The organism is Candidatus Nitrosopumilus salarius BD31 (assembly GCF_000242875.2).
GTDB lineage: Archaea > Thermoproteota > Nitrososphaeria > Nitrososphaerales > Nitrosopumilaceae > Nitrosopumilus > Nitrosopumilus salarius.
On the sequence record NZ_AEXL02000016.1, the window covers coordinates 44,148 to 59,181 of the forward strand.

General features: G+C 28.2%; 15 protein-coding genes and 1 pseudogene. 5 read left to right on the forward strand and 11 right to left on the reverse strand.

Features of this window, described 5'->3' with window-relative positions; all coding sequences use genetic code 11:
• Positions 1–18: 18 nt before the first annotated feature.
• Positions 19–779 (forward strand): annotated as a pseudogene (locus BD31_RS00640) (cytidylyltransferase domain-containing protein).
• Here the strand turns inward: BD31_RS00640 and BD31_RS00645 are convergent.
• The 4 genes from BD31_RS00645 to BD31_RS00660 all read right to left on the reverse strand — a co-directional run bounded on the left by BD31_RS00645 (position 776) and on the right by BD31_RS00660 (position 4,946).
• Positions 776–1,579, reverse strand: a complete 804-nt coding sequence (locus tag BD31_RS00645; protein ID WP_008296902.1) for a formyltransferase family protein — start codon at positions 1,577–1,579, stop codon at positions 776–778. The pseudogene BD31_RS00640 and the gene BD31_RS00645 overlap by 4 nt on opposite strands.
• On the reverse strand, positions 1,572–3,008 hold the full coding sequence (locus BD31_RS00650; RefSeq protein ID WP_008296906.1) for a DUF4910 domain-containing protein: 1,437 nt from the start codon (positions 3,006–3,008) through the stop codon (positions 1,572–1,574). The genes BD31_RS00645 and BD31_RS00650 overlap by 8 nt, the downstream gene beginning before the upstream one ends.
• A gap of 15 nt (positions 3,009–3,023) precedes the next feature.
• Entirely contained in the window at positions 3,024–4,073 is a 1,050-nt protein-coding gene (locus BD31_RS00655) for an N-acetylneuraminate synthase family protein (RefSeq protein ID WP_008296852.1), read from the reverse strand.
• Between the two features lie 123 nt (positions 4,074–4,196).
• Entirely contained in the window at positions 4,197–4,946 is a 750-nt protein-coding gene (locus BD31_RS00660) for a dTDP-4-dehydrorhamnose reductase family protein (protein ID WP_008296928.1), read from the reverse strand.
• A gap of 95 nt (positions 4,947–5,041) precedes the next feature.
• On the opposite strand from BD31_RS00660, the gene BD31_RS00665 reads away from it, so the two are divergent.
• Both BD31_RS00665 and BD31_RS00670 read left to right on the forward strand, forming a co-directional pair.
• Positions 5,042–6,064 carry a hypothetical protein gene (locus tag BD31_RS00665; protein WP_008296861.1) on the forward strand — a complete coding sequence of 341 codons (1,023 nt, stop codon included), beginning with the start codon at positions 5,042–5,044 and terminating at the stop codon, positions 6,062–6,064.
• A gap of 6 nt (positions 6,065–6,070) precedes the next feature.
• Positions 6,071–7,051: a Gfo/Idh/MocA family protein gene (locus tag BD31_RS00670; RefSeq protein WP_008296926.1), complete on the forward strand. Its 981-nt coding sequence runs from the start codon at positions 6,071–6,073 to the stop codon at positions 7,049–7,051.
• Here the strand turns inward: BD31_RS00670 and BD31_RS00675 are convergent.
• On the reverse strand, positions 7,048–8,052 hold the full coding sequence (locus BD31_RS00675; RefSeq protein WP_008296845.1) for an SDR family NAD(P)-dependent oxidoreductase: 1,005 nt from the start codon (positions 8,050–8,052) through the stop codon (positions 7,048–7,050). The two genes, BD31_RS00670 and BD31_RS00675, sit on opposite strands and share 4 nt — an antisense overlap.
• Positions 8,053–8,150: 98 nt before the next feature.
• On the opposite strand from BD31_RS00675, the gene BD31_RS00680 reads away from it, so the two are divergent.
• Positions 8,151–8,663, forward strand: a complete 513-nt coding sequence (locus tag BD31_RS00680) for a hypothetical protein (RefSeq protein ID WP_008296863.1) — start codon at positions 8,151–8,153, stop codon at positions 8,661–8,663.
• A gap of 783 nt (positions 8,664–9,446) precedes the next feature.
• Here BD31_RS00680 and BD31_RS00695 read toward each other — a convergent pair.
• Positions 9,447–10,352, reverse strand: coding sequence for a class I SAM-dependent methyltransferase (locus BD31_RS00695; RefSeq protein WP_008296844.1), 906 nt, complete (start codon positions 10,350–10,352; stop codon positions 9,447–9,449).
• A 74-nt stretch (positions 10,353–10,426) separates the two neighbouring features.
• Between BD31_RS00695 and BD31_RS00700 the strand changes: the two genes are divergently transcribed.
• Entirely contained in the window at positions 10,427–11,722 is a 1,296-nt protein-coding gene (locus BD31_RS00700) for an aminotransferase class III-fold pyridoxal phosphate-dependent enzyme (RefSeq protein WP_008296873.1), read from the forward strand.
• Positions 11,723–11,759: 37 nt separating this feature from the next.
• Here BD31_RS00700 and BD31_RS00705 read toward each other — a convergent pair whose 3' ends face one another.
• From BD31_RS00705 to BD31_RS00720, 5 genes are all read right to left on the reverse strand, one after another.
• The gene (locus BD31_RS00705) at positions 11,760–12,503 is read right to left on the reverse strand and encodes a cytidylyltransferase domain-containing protein (RefSeq protein ID WP_008296847.1); all 744 of its coding nucleotides are present in this window, start codon (positions 12,501–12,503) and stop codon (positions 11,760–11,762) included.
• A 4-nt stretch (positions 12,504–12,507) separates the two neighbouring features.
• Positions 12,508–13,410 (reverse strand): GDP-mannose 4,6-dehydratase, encoded by a 903-nt coding sequence (locus BD31_RS00710; protein ID WP_008296839.1) that lies wholly within the window; start codon positions 13,408–13,410, stop codon positions 12,508–12,510.
• Entirely contained in the window at positions 13,391–13,489 is a 99-nt protein-coding gene (locus BD31_RS11185; protein ID WP_369324078.1) for a GDP-mannose 4,6-dehydratase, read from the reverse strand. Before BD31_RS11185 ends, BD31_RS00710 begins: the two co-directional genes overlap by 20 nt.
• Positions 13,486–14,307, reverse strand: a complete 822-nt coding sequence (locus tag BD31_RS00715) for a TIM barrel protein (RefSeq protein ID WP_008296888.1) — start codon at positions 14,305–14,307, stop codon at positions 13,486–13,488. Before BD31_RS00715 ends, BD31_RS11185 begins: the two co-directional genes overlap by 4 nt.
• Positions 14,304–15,034: N-acetylneuraminate synthase family protein (locus BD31_RS00720; protein WP_008296899.1), on the reverse strand; the 731-nt coding region annotated here is incomplete at its 5' end. The genes BD31_RS00715 and BD31_RS00720, both read right to left, overlap by 4 nt.

Consider the following 15,034-nt stretch of genomic DNA (forward strand, 5'->3'; position numbering starts at 1 on the left):
AATATTTCATTGCTAAGAATGTCAAAAATAGTAATAATTATTCAAGCTCGGTTAGGTTCTACCAGATTTCCAAAAAAAGTCATCAAATTAATTCAAAAAAGCCAATTATTTGGCACGTGATAAATCGTTTAAAGACAATCCCAAAAATTGATAATATTATATTAGCTACTACTACAAAAAATGAGGATTCTGTTTTAATAAAAATTGCAAAACAAAACAATATAGATTATTTCCAAGGTAAAACCAATGATGTTTTAAATAGATATTATGAATGTGCTAAAGAATTTGATGCAGATATAATTATTAGAATAACAGCTGATTGTCCGTTATTAGATCCAAAATTAATTCAAAAAATGTTAAATTTTTATTTAAACAATAATTATGATTATTTATCAAATACATTAAAACCAACTTTTCCTGATGGGTTGGATGTAGAAATTTTTTCATTTAAAACATTAACACAAGCTCATAAACTATCCAAATTAAAATCTGAACTTGAACATGTAACTCCATATATAAAAAATAATCCTAAAAAATTTCAATTATTTAATTATGAAAATAAAAAAGATTTATCTGGCATTAGATTGACTGTTGATGAAATTAATGATCTTACTTTGATACGTCATATATTTAAAAAATTGAAACCTAAAACCATTTTTTCGTTAGATGAAATTTTAAACGTTATATCCAGTGAACCAAAACTCTTACAGATAAATCAACATATTCAAAGAGATTCTGGTTACATAAAATCATTAAAAAATGATAGAAAAATTTGTTAAAATTGTTTTATTATGTTCATTTTCTTTGAAATTATTCTACCTTGAAGATATTCTTTTACAATTTTATCATTAAACAAATCATAAATCAATTGTAAATGTTCAGGTCTAAAGTCACTTTCTAAAAAATTCTTTCCAGATCCTTTTTGATCAAATCTTTTCCAAAAACCTTTTTCTTGTTTTATTTCAAGTAATTTACACATATCTTGAGTTGAAGCGATAACTGTTTTACATGCTACATCGTGAATACCATCTTGTTCCTGTAATGTAGGAAGAGATTGATGAATAATTTCTCCTGCATCTGGTTCAGAAATAATATGATGAAATGTACTTCCAGCTAGATTTGGTTCTAAAAAATAAAAAGGCCAGAATAATCCTGCAGCACCTCTATATCTAGGTGATAATCCTAAATGTAAATTTATAGAATCTTTTGGTAATTGACTATAGAGAGGATCTTTAATTAAATCAGAGCCAAAAATTAATACCACGTTTGGGTTTTTCATTTTAATAAATTCGATACTCTTTGTAGTATTCAGTTGTTCTGGTAAAACTTCTAAAATATCATGATTAGGATATTCTTGTTTTCCAAAATATTGTCTTTCTTTTTCATCTCTTGTTTTAAAATGAAAAATAAAATTCTCTCTATTTTTTTTGGAAATATTTTTTGGTGGTTCTGGATTGATATTTTCTCTCTTTTGAATAATAGATCCTTTTATATCAAATTTTTTTGCTATTTCGTTTAGATAGTATAAATGACGACGGTGATTCCCACTAATACATAAAATTTCTAATTTGTCACTCATTGACTTTAATCAATCCATGCTCCAATAGAGTATTAGTAGCTTCATTTAGTAATTCTATTTCTAATCCAGATTTTTTTGAAATTTCTTCAATTGTGGTAAGATTATCTCCATAAAACATTATCCAACTTATTGCATCAATAAATTTCCCAGAATATTTTTGATTATCGTTATTAGTATTAGTGTAATTTCTGGTTCTATGAATTTTTGTAAAGTTAATTGCCTTTTGAGCAATTTGCCCTCCTGTAGAAGGATACAAATTTCTTTTACTTAACATTGGTTCACAAAATGGATTTAAAGAAGTCAATGTTTTATTTTTGGCTTTTTTAATTTTAAAATTATCTTTCTTTTCAATAATTTCAATTTTCTCTAATTTTGAAATGATTTTTAGATAAATTCTCAATGTATCTACTATACTTTTTGATTTTATGAAATCTAGATTATCCAGAGATGTGTGATAATAATCAAATTCATAGTATTTGTCTTTACAAATTGTTCCTATTGGAATTCTAAAATATGGTGCAGAAAAATGTGATTCATCACTTCCATTGATATCAAATGGATATCTTATGTAATCTACATTTGATTCTTTAAATGACTCATCTACAATTTTATCTATGAAACTATTTCCTAAAAATGTCTCTTTATAACTAAATTTACTTGGTCCTCCTACACAGGTTAATACAAATCCTCCATCCACCCCACTCATCATTTCTTCATTTTTTGCAAGATATGCTATTGCACCAATTGTTTCTGGAACTAATGCAAATCTGTATGAATGTTTTAATTTTAAAGATTTAAGAATTTTTAATAATATTATCCATAGGATCATTCCTGACATATTATCATTTGCAAGTGACGGATGACAGCAATATGATGAAAAAATAAATTCTTTTCCTGAATTTCCTATTATATTATATTCACCATATGTTAGAGAACCTAATTCAAGTGAAGAATTTATTACTGTATGATATTTTTTTTGTTTGTCTAATTTACAAAAATCATTAAATGATAAACAAAATCCCCAATCTCGTTTATAATATGTAGTTCTATATGGTATTGCATCTGGCAAATTTTGAAGAGTGTGTAAATGTTTCTTCAATTCTTCATATGGCACCCATTTGTCAATTGGAATGCTGTAATTCATTACATGTAAATTATTTTTTTGAAAATCAATTATTTTCTTTCCTTCTTCGTCTTCTAGATATGCATCTGTTATATTCCACTCATCTGGAATTACCCAATCATAGCATTGAGTTTTAGATGGTATTTCTTTTACGTTAAATTCTGTTACTTGATTTAAAAGTTTTAATGATTTTCTTACTCCATTACCTGTAATACTTCTACAAATTGGAAATAATTCTTTAAATAATTTTTCAATGTTTTCTGTTATTTCTACTTCATCTATTGAAAATTCATTAATTGTTTCCATTTTTTCACATTTAATTCAAACATCTTTTAAAGATATGGCTACATATTCATCAAGATCTCTTTTCGCCTTTTTGTTTAAAATTTCACCAAATTCTGAAGCTGGAAGTCCTATGAATGGTCTTAATGTCATAATGTTGTCTCTAGTAAATTTTTCATTTTTTCTAATTTTTTTAATTGTAAATACTGATCTTCTTTGTATGATTCTTGTTTCTTTTTCACTTTTTTCCACTTTTTTTATTCCGTCTCCTTTTGCACTTTCAATTAATCTGATCTCTTTTACCATTTTTGCAAATTCCTTTGGATTCATAGAATGAGGATGATCAGGCCCATTTATTTTTACATTGTCTGTAAAATGTTTTTCAATTACACATGCACCTAATGCAACACTTGCCAGAATTATCAATGAACCTGGAGAATGATCAGAGTATCCAACATTGAGTTTAAATTCATCTTTAAAGGTGTTTAAAACTTCTAAATTTGCTTCCTCTATTGGAGAAGGATATTGTGTAATTGATTGCATTAAAATTATTTTATTATTGCCTGATGATTTAATTATCTTAACAGCTTCTTTTACTTCTTTCATCGTGCTTGCTCCAGTAGCAAGAAAAATCGGTTTCTTTGTTTTAGCAACCACTTTCAAAAATTCTGTATCTGTTATGTCTCCAGAACCTATCTTTATTGCTGGAATGTTGATTTTTTTTAATAATTTCACTGCATCATAATTATAAGGTGTTGATAGAAAATCAATTCCAATTTTCTTTGCATATTCATTTAGTTTTTCATGCCACAATAAAGGAAATTCTGCATTTTTGTAAACCTCCCAAATTGGTTTTTTCCATTTAGACTGAAAAGTTGTTTTTTTCTCAAATCCTTTTTTTGATAAAATTTGCTCAGTAGTGAAACTTTGAAATTTTGCTGCGTCTGCTCCTGCATCTTTTGCAAGTTTAATCATTTTTTTTGCTTTTAAAAAACTTCCATCAAAATTTGAACCTATTTCTGCTATGATGTAACAAGGACGCTTTTCACCTATTTTTCTCTTCCTGATTTTAATGGCTTTGATTGTCATTATAGTTTATCTTGATCTCCTCTCTGATTTTTAATATTTGTTCTTTTAATGAAGGAAAATTCATTTTCAGTATTTTTTTTGCTTTTAAATTTGATAATGATGTGTTTTTTGGTCTTTTTGCAATCAAACTTGAATGCTCAATAGATCCTTTTTTATCAATTTTTTATTGAAACCAAAAATATCAGAAACCTCACATCCAAAATCATATTTGTTTATAATTTCATCAGAACCAAGATGAACAATACCTGAATATTCCATATTTCCAAATTTTAATATTAAATCACTCAAAAATGATATTTCTAAAGGATTAAAAATAATATCTTCAAATCCTGTGAATTCTTTATTCTCTTTTAAATTTTTTAATATCCAATTGAATAAAAATTTTCCTTGATGATGGTATCCAAATAAATTTGTTCTAATAATTATAAAATCATCTAAATTTTCTTGAAGTAATTTCTCTCCTAATAATTTTGATTTTCCATAAACATTGATGGGCTTTACATCGTCTTCTTCCTTGTATAATCCCTGAGTTCCGTCAAATACTGAATCTGTAGAAATATGAATTAATTTTGAAGAGATCTCTTTACATGTCTTTGCAATGTTTTCTACTCCAATACCGTTTACCATATTTGCAAATTTTTCATTTTTTTCTAAATAGTCAATATCCGTGTTTGCTGCACAATTAATTACTAAATCTGGTTTTTCTTTATTTAAAAAACTATTCACAAGATCAAAATTTGTTATATCTAATTTCTTAAATTCATTTGATGTATTTTGAAAATTTGTTCCAATAACTTTTTTGTTATTATTTTTTAAATTAGTAAAAATTTTAGATCCTAAAAACCCACATCCTATAATGACAGTTTTATCCACAAGCAATATCAAATTAGCGTGACTATTAGTTTTATTCTTAACCTAGAAACCCATTTATCAAAACAGATTCACAACTATTTTAGAAATTGAAAAAATTGATTTATTATATAACCGATCATGGAAGAGGACATGCTACACGTTCAGTTGCTCTTATTAGAAAATTACAACTCTATGGAATCAAGATAATAATCAGAAATTCCAATGTTGTAGATTTTCTCCAAAAATCCTTACCTGGAATTGAGATTAAAAAAGGTGTTACTGACATTGGACCTGTTTTAAATTCTGATGGAATATCTATCAATCATAACGAATCAATTGAGAAAATTTCTAATTGGATAAATAATATTAATAGTATTTCTAGCCAAGAAGTAGCATTTCTAAAATATGAAAATCCCGATCTCATCATATCTGATGTATCGCCAATGCCATTAATTGCAGCAAACTCAATAAATATTCCATCAGTTGTCATCTCAAATTTTTCTTGGTATGATGTTTTAACATTCCTTCCAGAAAATATTAGATTAAAATTTAAGGAATATTATGATTTGGCTGATTTTTGTCTTCAATTACCGTTGGGAACCGAGATGAATCATTTTAAAAAAAAATATAAAGTTAAATTGATTGCAAGAAATCTAACCGAAAATTTAGATGAGATCAGAAAACTATATGGTATTAAAAAATCATTGCCATGTGTTTTATTCGCTTTAGGTGGTTCAAAAAATAAAATTTCATTTTCATATGACGATAACATCCAAATCATATCTTTAAACACAAAGTTTGAAGATTCAATTACAACACATGACCTTTCTGATACTGTTGAAGGTCAAAATTTAGTTTCAATTGCAGATTTAGTTATTTGCAAATGTGGATATGGTTTAATTTCTGAGTGTTTAAGTAATGGAACTCCATTTTTTTATCTGGCAGATGATAGCCATCCTGAACAAATGGCCATATCTAACGAATTAATCAATAGAGGAATTAATTCCAGAATTTCCTTTGAAGACATAAAACAATTACATATTTCATCTCAATTTCTGCAAAATATTCCTAAAATTAGTCATGATTCTATTGATCTTGATGATACAATTAATTACATATTAAAACTCATAAAAAATTGATCTATTTTGAAGATATTAGTTTTAGGTGGTGGGTCTATTGGCCAACGTCACATTTCAAATCTTGTTAAAATAATTTCTAGGAATTGTATCTATCTATATGATGTAGAAAAAAATCAACTTGATTTTGTATCAAAAAAATTTAAAATTAATTCTACTGATCAATTGATTTATGATGCTTATGATTGCTTGTTTATTTGTACACCGCCATCTACTCATATATCACTAGCAATTAATGCTCTAAAGTGCGGATGTCATGTATTTATTGAAAAACCTCTATCCTCAAATTCAAAAGGAATATCGTTATTACAAAAATTAGCTAAAAAAAAGAATCTTTTAGTTTTTGTTGGTTATACTTTTCGATTTAATTCTGGTTTAAATAATATAAAAAAAATTCTTCAAAAAAAACAATTGGGGAAGCCACTTTCTGTGTCTGCTTATTTTGGTCAATATCTTCCTGATTGGAGACCAAAACAAAATTATAAAAAAAATTATTCCGCAATAAAGCGATTAGGTGGTGGAATTATTCATGACAGCTCTCATGAAATCGATTACCTGATTTGGTTATTTGGAAATCCAAAAGAGATTCAATCCAATTACGTGACGACTGATATTATAAAAACTGATGTTGAAGGTATTGCAGAAATTATTTTGAAATTTAAGAATAATCTTCTTGGTACAATTCATCTTGATTTTATTCGCCGAGAATACAGACGCTCTGTTGAAATATTATGTGAAAATGGAATACTTTTTTGGTCATTAAAAGAAAATAAAATCAAAATATTTAATTCAAAAAATAACAAATGGCTCATTTATTCAACCAAAGAGAATACAAATGACATGTATGTGCAAGAAATAAAACATGTTTTACATTGTATTAAACAAAAAAAGCCTTCAAATGTTATAGGTTTAGATAATGGAATAAATTCACACAAATTTTCTAATTTAATTATTAAAAGTGGTAAAACTGGTAAACGTCTTAGTGTTTAATTTTCTAATAGACCTGAATTTAAGATAATCTTTTTTAATTCTTCTTTAGATATTTTTTCGGCAGTATTAGAATCATATTCTGATGATGCTTTCACTCTCGAAATGTCCTTATAATTATTTTCAATCTCTTTTGTTTTCTTATTTTCATTCAATATTACGTATTTGTTATTGAATTTCCATGTATAACGCATTTCATCATGATTAATCAATATCTCATGCATTTTTTCACCCTCTCTGATTCCAATTACTTCTTCACCTGGATCGTTTAATAATTCAGTTAATGCATTTTTGATATCTTTGATTGTATATGCACGTAAATTAGGAATGAAAACTTCGGAACCTTTTACCTCTTTACACGATTCTAAAATAAAATCAAGTGCATCAGTCATTGTAATGCTGAATCTTGTCATTTCAGGATCAGTGATAGTTATCTTCTGATTATTTTTTATTTGATTGATAAATAGTGGAACTACAGATCCACTACTTCCTAATACATTACCATACCTTAATGCAACAAATTTTGTTTTATGTTTTGCAGGGTTAATGTAATTATTTGCAGTAACAAAGAGTTTCTCCATCAAAAGTTTTGTTGCGCCATAGGTATTCAAAGGAGACACTGCTTTATCTGTACCAATAGCTATTGCTAGTTCAACATTTTCATGTAACGAGGCATCTATGATATTCTGACTCCCAATCACATTTGTTTTTACAGCTTCAAATGGATTGTATGCAACCACTGGAACATGCTTTAAGGCAGCAGCATGAAAAACAATATCTATATCTTCAAATGCTCTGTTTAACCTAGAAAGATCTCTAATATCTCCTATGAGAAATCTTAAACGATCTTCATCCTTAAATTCAGAACGCATTTTTACTTGTTTATCTTCATTACGACTAAAAATTCTAATTGTGTCAACATTGTATTCTAAAAGACGCTTTGTTAGTGCATTACCTAAAGAACCGGTCCCCCCTGTGATAAGAATTTTTTTCCCTTCAAACATATCTTTTTCCTTAAGCGCTCATAAAATAATCTTACTCATAAACTACAATATTATCATTTCACCGGTGAATTAAATACACATTAACTTGTGAGTCAAATATGAAAATTTTAGTACCGTCTCCTGTTACTCCTGATAAAAATAGTGTTAGAATAGTATATGTTTCTGAGATCATGAAACAAGTTAAAAAGAAAATAGATTTAGATTTTTTTTGGTTCATTTACCAACCTGATAGAATTAATTCCTCCACACATCAAGATTTTAAGATTTTGGACATCCATGATTTTAATAATGCATTAGATTGTTTGATGGATATTAAACCTGATTGTGTTATGATTGGCCCTAATTTTGAGCCAATCCAATATGCTTTCAGTATTAGTTGTAAAAAATTAAAAATTCCATTAATAGTATTTTATTATTTTGGATACGAATTTGAAAAATTTCAATCTATTAGAGGTCCAAAAAAAATTATTTCTACTTTAAGAAATATTTTTTCTAATTCAATCCCAACTGATTCTGACAAACAAAAATCATTTCTAAGAAGATTAAATTTCATTTTATATAAAATAAAATTTCTTTCTAAAACTCGAAAAACAGTTGGCCAAAAAAACTAGTTTTACTAAAGATCTCATCTCAAATTTTACAGCTTCATTAGATCAGAAAGAAGTATTTAGCATACCGGATCTTCATATATTGCCTGATAATTCTTGGGTGGAACCTTTAAGAAAAATGGGAATTGCAAAAAATAAAATCTGTGTAACTGGTTCTCCTTTTTGGGATAAATTATTCTATAAAACTAAAGAATTTAGACCAAAAAAATTGATTTTGAAAAAATATCCATTTTAATAATTACTGATGCCTTAGTTGAACACGGTATATGGAATAACCGAAAATTCTCTTCATTTTTCAATGAGTTAATTGATAAACTATCTCAAAAATCCGAATTTTCTTTTTCATTTAAAATACATCCTGCATCTGAAGATATAATAAAATATGAAAATCTTATAAAAAAAATTAGGAGTTAATTCAAAAATATATCAAAGTGAAGATGTTTGGGATATTTTAGGAAATTTTGATATGGTTTTAACATTTGGTTTCTCCACAATTCATTCTCAACTTTCTGTAGTAGGCATGAAGACAATTTTGATAGATCTTGATTTCAATTTTCCTTTATTTCCTTTTGTCAAAGAAGGTATTGAATATGGAATAATTAGGAAATGTTCAAATTTATCTCAAATTAATAATATGATTTTTGATTTTTTTAAAACAGGATATTCATTTTAGATTCTTCATTTATTTCTGCTCGTGAGAATTTTTTTCTACAAATTTGATGGAAAATCTACAGAAAGAATCTCTGAAGCAATATTGAACTTAAAATCATCCTAATTTTTCTATTTTCAAGTCGTTGCAATTGCTACAAGAGTATCGTTTGCATCAATCCTTGAAAGGGCCTCAGAATAAGAATTCTTTAAACTTTCAGTCTCAATAATACTAAGTGGATTTTCATGACCTCCTGGTTTATTGTTCATCAACCAATTTAGATGATTTGCAATATTATATCGTTGAACACCTTCAATATGCACATTTTTAAATCCTGAATCGATTAAAAATAATTCTAATGAATTTCTTGTATGTAATACCAGATGTTGTGACCATAATGTAAAATTCTTAAATGAATTCCACTGTAATTGATCTAGTAGAAAATCTCTAGCATGAGGAACTTCAATTACAATTTTCCCTTCTCCATCTGGTTTTAATTTCTGAAAGATTTCTTTGAGCGTACAAACTGGATCTGGCAAATGTTCTAGACAATGAAACATAAAACACGTATCGACGGGCTCTGTTAACTCATTCAATTTTGTGATGCATTTTATTCCTTCATTATTCAGAGTATCGTTAAAATTTTTTTGTAATTCTATTCCTAAAACTGATTTAGCAGATCGTTTTGCTAGTCGTAAAAAATTCCCTTCTCCACAACCATAATCACAAATATTTTTGTTTACAACAAATTGTCTATATTTTTTATATCTTCTTTCATTATCTACTGTATCTTCTAAACTTCCACTTTGGGATCTCATTGATGGAATTACTTTATTTCGATAATCACCATTTTCATATTCTTCATCTCCTACATAATACTCATCAATAAAAACAATTTTTGTATTGTTGTCTTTATAGACAGTCAGATTATTATTATCACGAGTTTTTTTTGAATAAACTTCAACATTTTCTTCATTGATTAAATTAAGTCTTAGAAGTGTTTCACGAATTTTTGATATTTTCTTCAAATTTGGTTCACTCATTTTAGAATTTTATTGATTTGATATAATTAAAACTTAACAAAAGATAAATAGATTAGTAGAAGTTTATCAATTCATTGCCACGAACATTAGAGAATTCAAACAGTCTCAAGAATCGGGCAAAAAAAGTAGTTCCTCATATGACTGGGACTTTTAGCAGAGCTGCCCCATCATTCGTTGAAGGAGTTTTTCCAGTATATGCTCAATCTGCAAATGGTTCTCATTTTATTGATGTGGATGGAAATGAATACATTGATTATTTGATGGCCTTGGGTCCAATAACATTAGGATATAACTATGAATCAGTAAATCATGCAATAATTTCACAATTAAAAGAAGGAATTCTATTTTCACTTCCTCATCCTAAAGAAGTTGAACTTTCTGAAAAAATGTGTGAAGTAATACCTCATGCTGATATGGTAAAATTTGAGAAATCAGGATCTAACGTTGTTACTGGTGCAGTTCGAGCTGCAAGAGCTTTTACCACTAAAGATAAAATTGCATATTGTGGTTCTGGAGGAGTCTGGCATGATTGGCAAGCTGCAATGGTTAGTAGAGATAATGGGGTTCCAAAATTTAATTCGGAATTGATAAAATTATTTGATTATAATGATGCTGATGGTTTAGAACAAATTTTTGAAGATAACAAAAATGAGATTGCAGCAATAGTTTTAGAACCCACAGTTTATGATAAACCTGAAAATAATTTTCTTAATAAAGTAAGAAAATTAGCAGATCAAAATGACTCACTTTTAATTTTAGATGAAATTGTAACTGGATTTAGATTTGATTTAGGAGGAGCACAAAAATATTTTGATATTAAAGGTGATTTAGTCTGTTTTGGTAAAGGTATGGGTAATGGCCTTCCAATTTCAGCAATTACTGGTCCATCAGAATTTATGAAATCATTTGATGAATTATGGGTATCATCTACTAATAATAGTGAAAACATTTCTCTTGCAGGAACCATGGCAGTAATTAATGAAATGCAAGAAAAGAATACGATACCTCATTGTTGGAATATGGGGAAAAAATTGTTTGATGGGTGGAATCAAATTGTTTCAAAATTTGATTTGGATGCAAAAATGTATGGATACCCAATCCGAATGCACTTACAGTGCTTTGATTCAAATAAACAAGAATCAATTGCAATGAAATCCCTAATACTTCAAGAAATGGTAAAAAGTGGTATATTCATGTCTGTTTTAGGACCAACTTTCCTTTGTTATTCTCACACTGAGAAAGATATTGATGATACCCTTCATGCTTTGGAGAATGCATGTGAATTTGTAACTAAAAATGTTAAAGAATCAAATTATGAAGAATATTTGGAAGGTACAATGCCAAAAATCTATCTGGTCTATGAAAATTAAACCTACTAAAAAACGAATTTAATTATTTTAGAAATGCTTATGTGATTTTTTCATTAAATTTTGCTTGATTTTCTAGGAATTCTTTTTGTCTATGAAAATTTATTTCAATGATTTCTTTATGGCTTTCTAAATACTCTAAAATTTCTTTTCCACTAGTCAAAATATCATTTTCCTCATATAATTTTCTAAAAAATTCTAAATCTTCTTGATAGTCTAGTGTAAATCTCACTTTTTCATTTTTTTCAAAATCTTCTAGTGTAATTATATCACTACTCAAATTTGATTTTTCAATAAATCTAGTGATTACATCTGTGTTAGTCTCCTCCAAATTGGCTTTAGAATATAATTTGTTTATTCCTTCCTTAGAAACTGCATATGTAAAAAATCCTGTAACAATATTTTTCGGATGTGTAATCAAATCTACTGATTTTTCTTTTAATTCAGAAATTGCCCTTGTTCCAATCTCATAGTTATATGATAGATCGTCTCCATCCACTAATAATGCATTATTGATTTTAAATTCATTAAAACAATCAAACCATCTTTTAATTTTATTAAGTAATGATCCACGAAAAATACTTACATTATTTCGTTTTGCAACATCTTCAAAAATATCATCTTCTTTAGCAGTTGAAGTAGCAATAATCACTGGGAACCCAGTTTTTTTTGCTCTTTTAATTACAATATCAATTGCTGTTAGATCTCCTTTAACCTTCATTATAGCTTTATTTGGTAATCTAGATGAAGAATTCCTTACTGTTACTATTGCAGCATCGTTCATTTCTCTAAAAACTCAATGGATGTGATTTATGATATTCTATATCATGATCAACCATTTTTTTTACTAATTCCTCAAAACTTGTTTTTGCACTCCAGCCAATCTTTTCTTTCGCTTTTGAAGCGTCTCCAACCAATTCTTTAATGTCAGTTGGCCTCATCATAGATTTATCAATCTCAACAAAATTATGCCAGTCTCCCAATCCTGCATATTCTGATGCAATAGTTAGAAATTCTTCAACAGAATGGGATTCTCCAGTTGCTATTACATAATCATCTGGAGTTTTTTGTTGCAACATCATCCACATGGCTTCTACATAATCACCAGCAAACCCCCAATCTCTTTTTGCACTAATATTTCCAAGATGGAGTTTTTCTTGTGTTTTTAATTTAATTTTTGCAAGTGACCAAGTTATTTTTCTTGTAACAAATTCAAGACCTCTTAATGGTGATTCGTGATTAAATAAAATTCCACAACATGCAAAAATATCATATGCTTCTCTATAATGATTTGTCATATGATGTGCAAATACTTTTGCAGCTCCATAAGGACTTCTTGGAATAAAAGGTGATTTTTCATTTTTAATTCCTTGATAATCCCCAAACATTTCGCTTGAAGAAGCTTGATAGAATTTTGCATCTGGAACATTTTCTCTAATTCCCTCCAATACTCGCAAAACTCCCAATCCTGTAATATCTGAAGTTAAAATTGGTTGTTGAAATGATGCTCCTACAAATGATTGAGCTCCCAAGTTGTATATTTCATCAGGTTCTGATTGTTTTATGGCAGTTTGAATTGAACCATAGTCTGCTAAATCTGCTTTGATCTCAGTAACTTTATCAACTATTTCAAATTCTTCTAATCTTTCAAAACATTTGTGACTAGTACGTCTAAAAGTACCAAAAAACATTGTATCCTTTTTTTAATAAAAAATCTGCCAGATAAGTTCCATCTTGACCAGTCAATCCAAAAATTAGTGCATTTTTCAATTTACCATCAATCCTGCTTCTGTTATCTTTTCTAGAAATTCCCTAAAACCTTTTCCTCCATTCTCATGACCTTTCCATACTTCAATTGCAAATCCTTTGTCTTTATGCTCATTTAAAATTGGTATTATCTTTTCAAATTCCATACTTCCTTCTCCATATTGTAATCCTTCCCCATCTATATCATCCGCATCTGAAAGATGAAAATGATCAACTTTATCTTCAATAATCTTTAGTTGATCAATTAAAGATATTTGCTTTGTATTACAATAAAGTTGTGCATGACACAAATCATAACACACTTTTAGATTTAATTCCCTACAATAGTCATTCATATCATTTGCATCAAGAAAGACATTTGAATGCCATCGTCCTCCAAAAAACCAAGCATAAGGTGGCATATTTTCCATCAAAAAATTTACTTTACTAGTGTCTAATTTTTCAACCGCGTTAATCATACCTGATTTCATTTTTTCTCTTTCTTCTTTATTTATTTCAGTAAGTGAATACCCTCCTGGATGCACAATTATTGATGGTTTGCCTTGAAAGAGTTCATTCAATTCAACAGTTTTATCTATTGCTTTTTGAATTAATTCTATAGTTTTTTCTTGAGAATGTACTTGATTTGTTTCCCCCAAGCTAACAATATCCAATAGTTTTCTTTCAAAATATTCATAACAATGAACAATTAATCTCTGTTCAAATTTTTGTTCTAATTCTAAATTTAAATCACTATCTGAAAAATGGAATTCTAAAATTTTTGGCTTAAACAATAACATATCTGCCAAATCTTGTTTTCTTACTTTCATTCCTAAAATCATAAATCATCATCTTGCAGATAATTGCCTTTTTTTATATTCCGCTTTGATTTTTTCCCCAATATTTCATAAAAAAATTGAGGCGAAAGTCCTTTTGCAGGTCCTTTAACATCAAGATTTTCTTCTGAAAAGATATTTCCCTCATTCACATCAGTTTTTGTTATTATGCTCTTTCCTAAAACTTCTTTCTGTAGGATCTCCCCTCTAGTCATTTTTTTGATAGGTTTTCCTTTTGCTTTTTCTGCTTCTCTGATATTTTTTATCAATTCTTTAAATTCATTTGGTTCTAGTGATGCGGCCTGATCCAATCCTTCCATAGTTTTATCTAATGTGATATGACGCTCTATCATTACTGCTCCTAATATGGTTGCAGTTAACGTACTTACAATTCCAGGTTCATGTCCGCTATATCCTATCGGAACTTGAAATTTTTCTTTTAGTACAGGTATCATTTCTAAATTCAATGTTTCTACTGGAGCAGGATACGTACTATTACAATGAAGTAAAATAAACTGTGCATTATTTTCTTTTAAAAACAAAACTGTTTTTTCGATCTCTTCCATATTTGACATTCCAGTAGAAACAATTAATGGCTTACCTGTTTTGATAATGTGCAACAATAAAGGGAAATTTGTCAAGTCAGCTGAAGCAATTTTGTATGCTGGAAGATCAAACTGTTCAAGAAAATTTACACTTGGAATGTCCCAAGGTGTACATAGAAATGTAATGC

Excerpts from the sequence above, each read along its gene's own strand:
- BD31_RS00645 (WP_008296902.1), bottom strand. The coding sequence starts at position 1,579 with ATGAGTGACAAATTAGAAATTTTATGTATTAGTGGGAATCACCGTCGT.
- BD31_RS00650 (WP_008296906.1), bottom strand. The coding sequence starts at position 3,008 with ATGGAAACAATTAATGAATTTTCAATAGATGAAGTAGAAATAACAGAA.
- BD31_RS00655 (WP_008296852.1), bottom strand. The coding sequence starts at position 4,073 with ATGACAATCAAAGCCATTAAAATCAGGAAGAGAAAAATAGGTGAAAAG.
- BD31_RS00675 (WP_008296845.1), bottom strand. The coding sequence starts at position 8,052 with ATGTTTGAAGGGAAAAAAATTCTTATCACAGGGGGGACCGGTTCTTTA.
- BD31_RS00680 (WP_008296863.1), top strand. The coding sequence starts at position 8,151 with ATGAAAATTTTAGTACCGTCTCCTGTTACTCCTGATAAAAATAGTGTT.
- BD31_RS00695 (WP_008296844.1), bottom strand. The coding sequence starts at position 10,352 with ATGAGTGAACCAAATTTGAAGAAAATATCAAAAATTCGTGAAACACTT.
- BD31_RS00705 (WP_008296847.1), bottom strand. The coding sequence starts at position 12,503 with ATGAACGATGCTGCAATAGTAACAGTAAGGAATTCTTCATCTAGATTA.
- BD31_RS00710 (WP_008296839.1), bottom strand. The coding sequence starts at position 13,410 with ATGTTTTTTGGTACTTTTAGACGTACTAGTCACAAATGTTTTGAAAGA.
- BD31_RS00715 (WP_008296888.1), bottom strand. The coding sequence starts at position 14,307 with ATGATTTTAGGAATGAAAGTAAGAAAACAAGATTTGGCAGATATGTTA.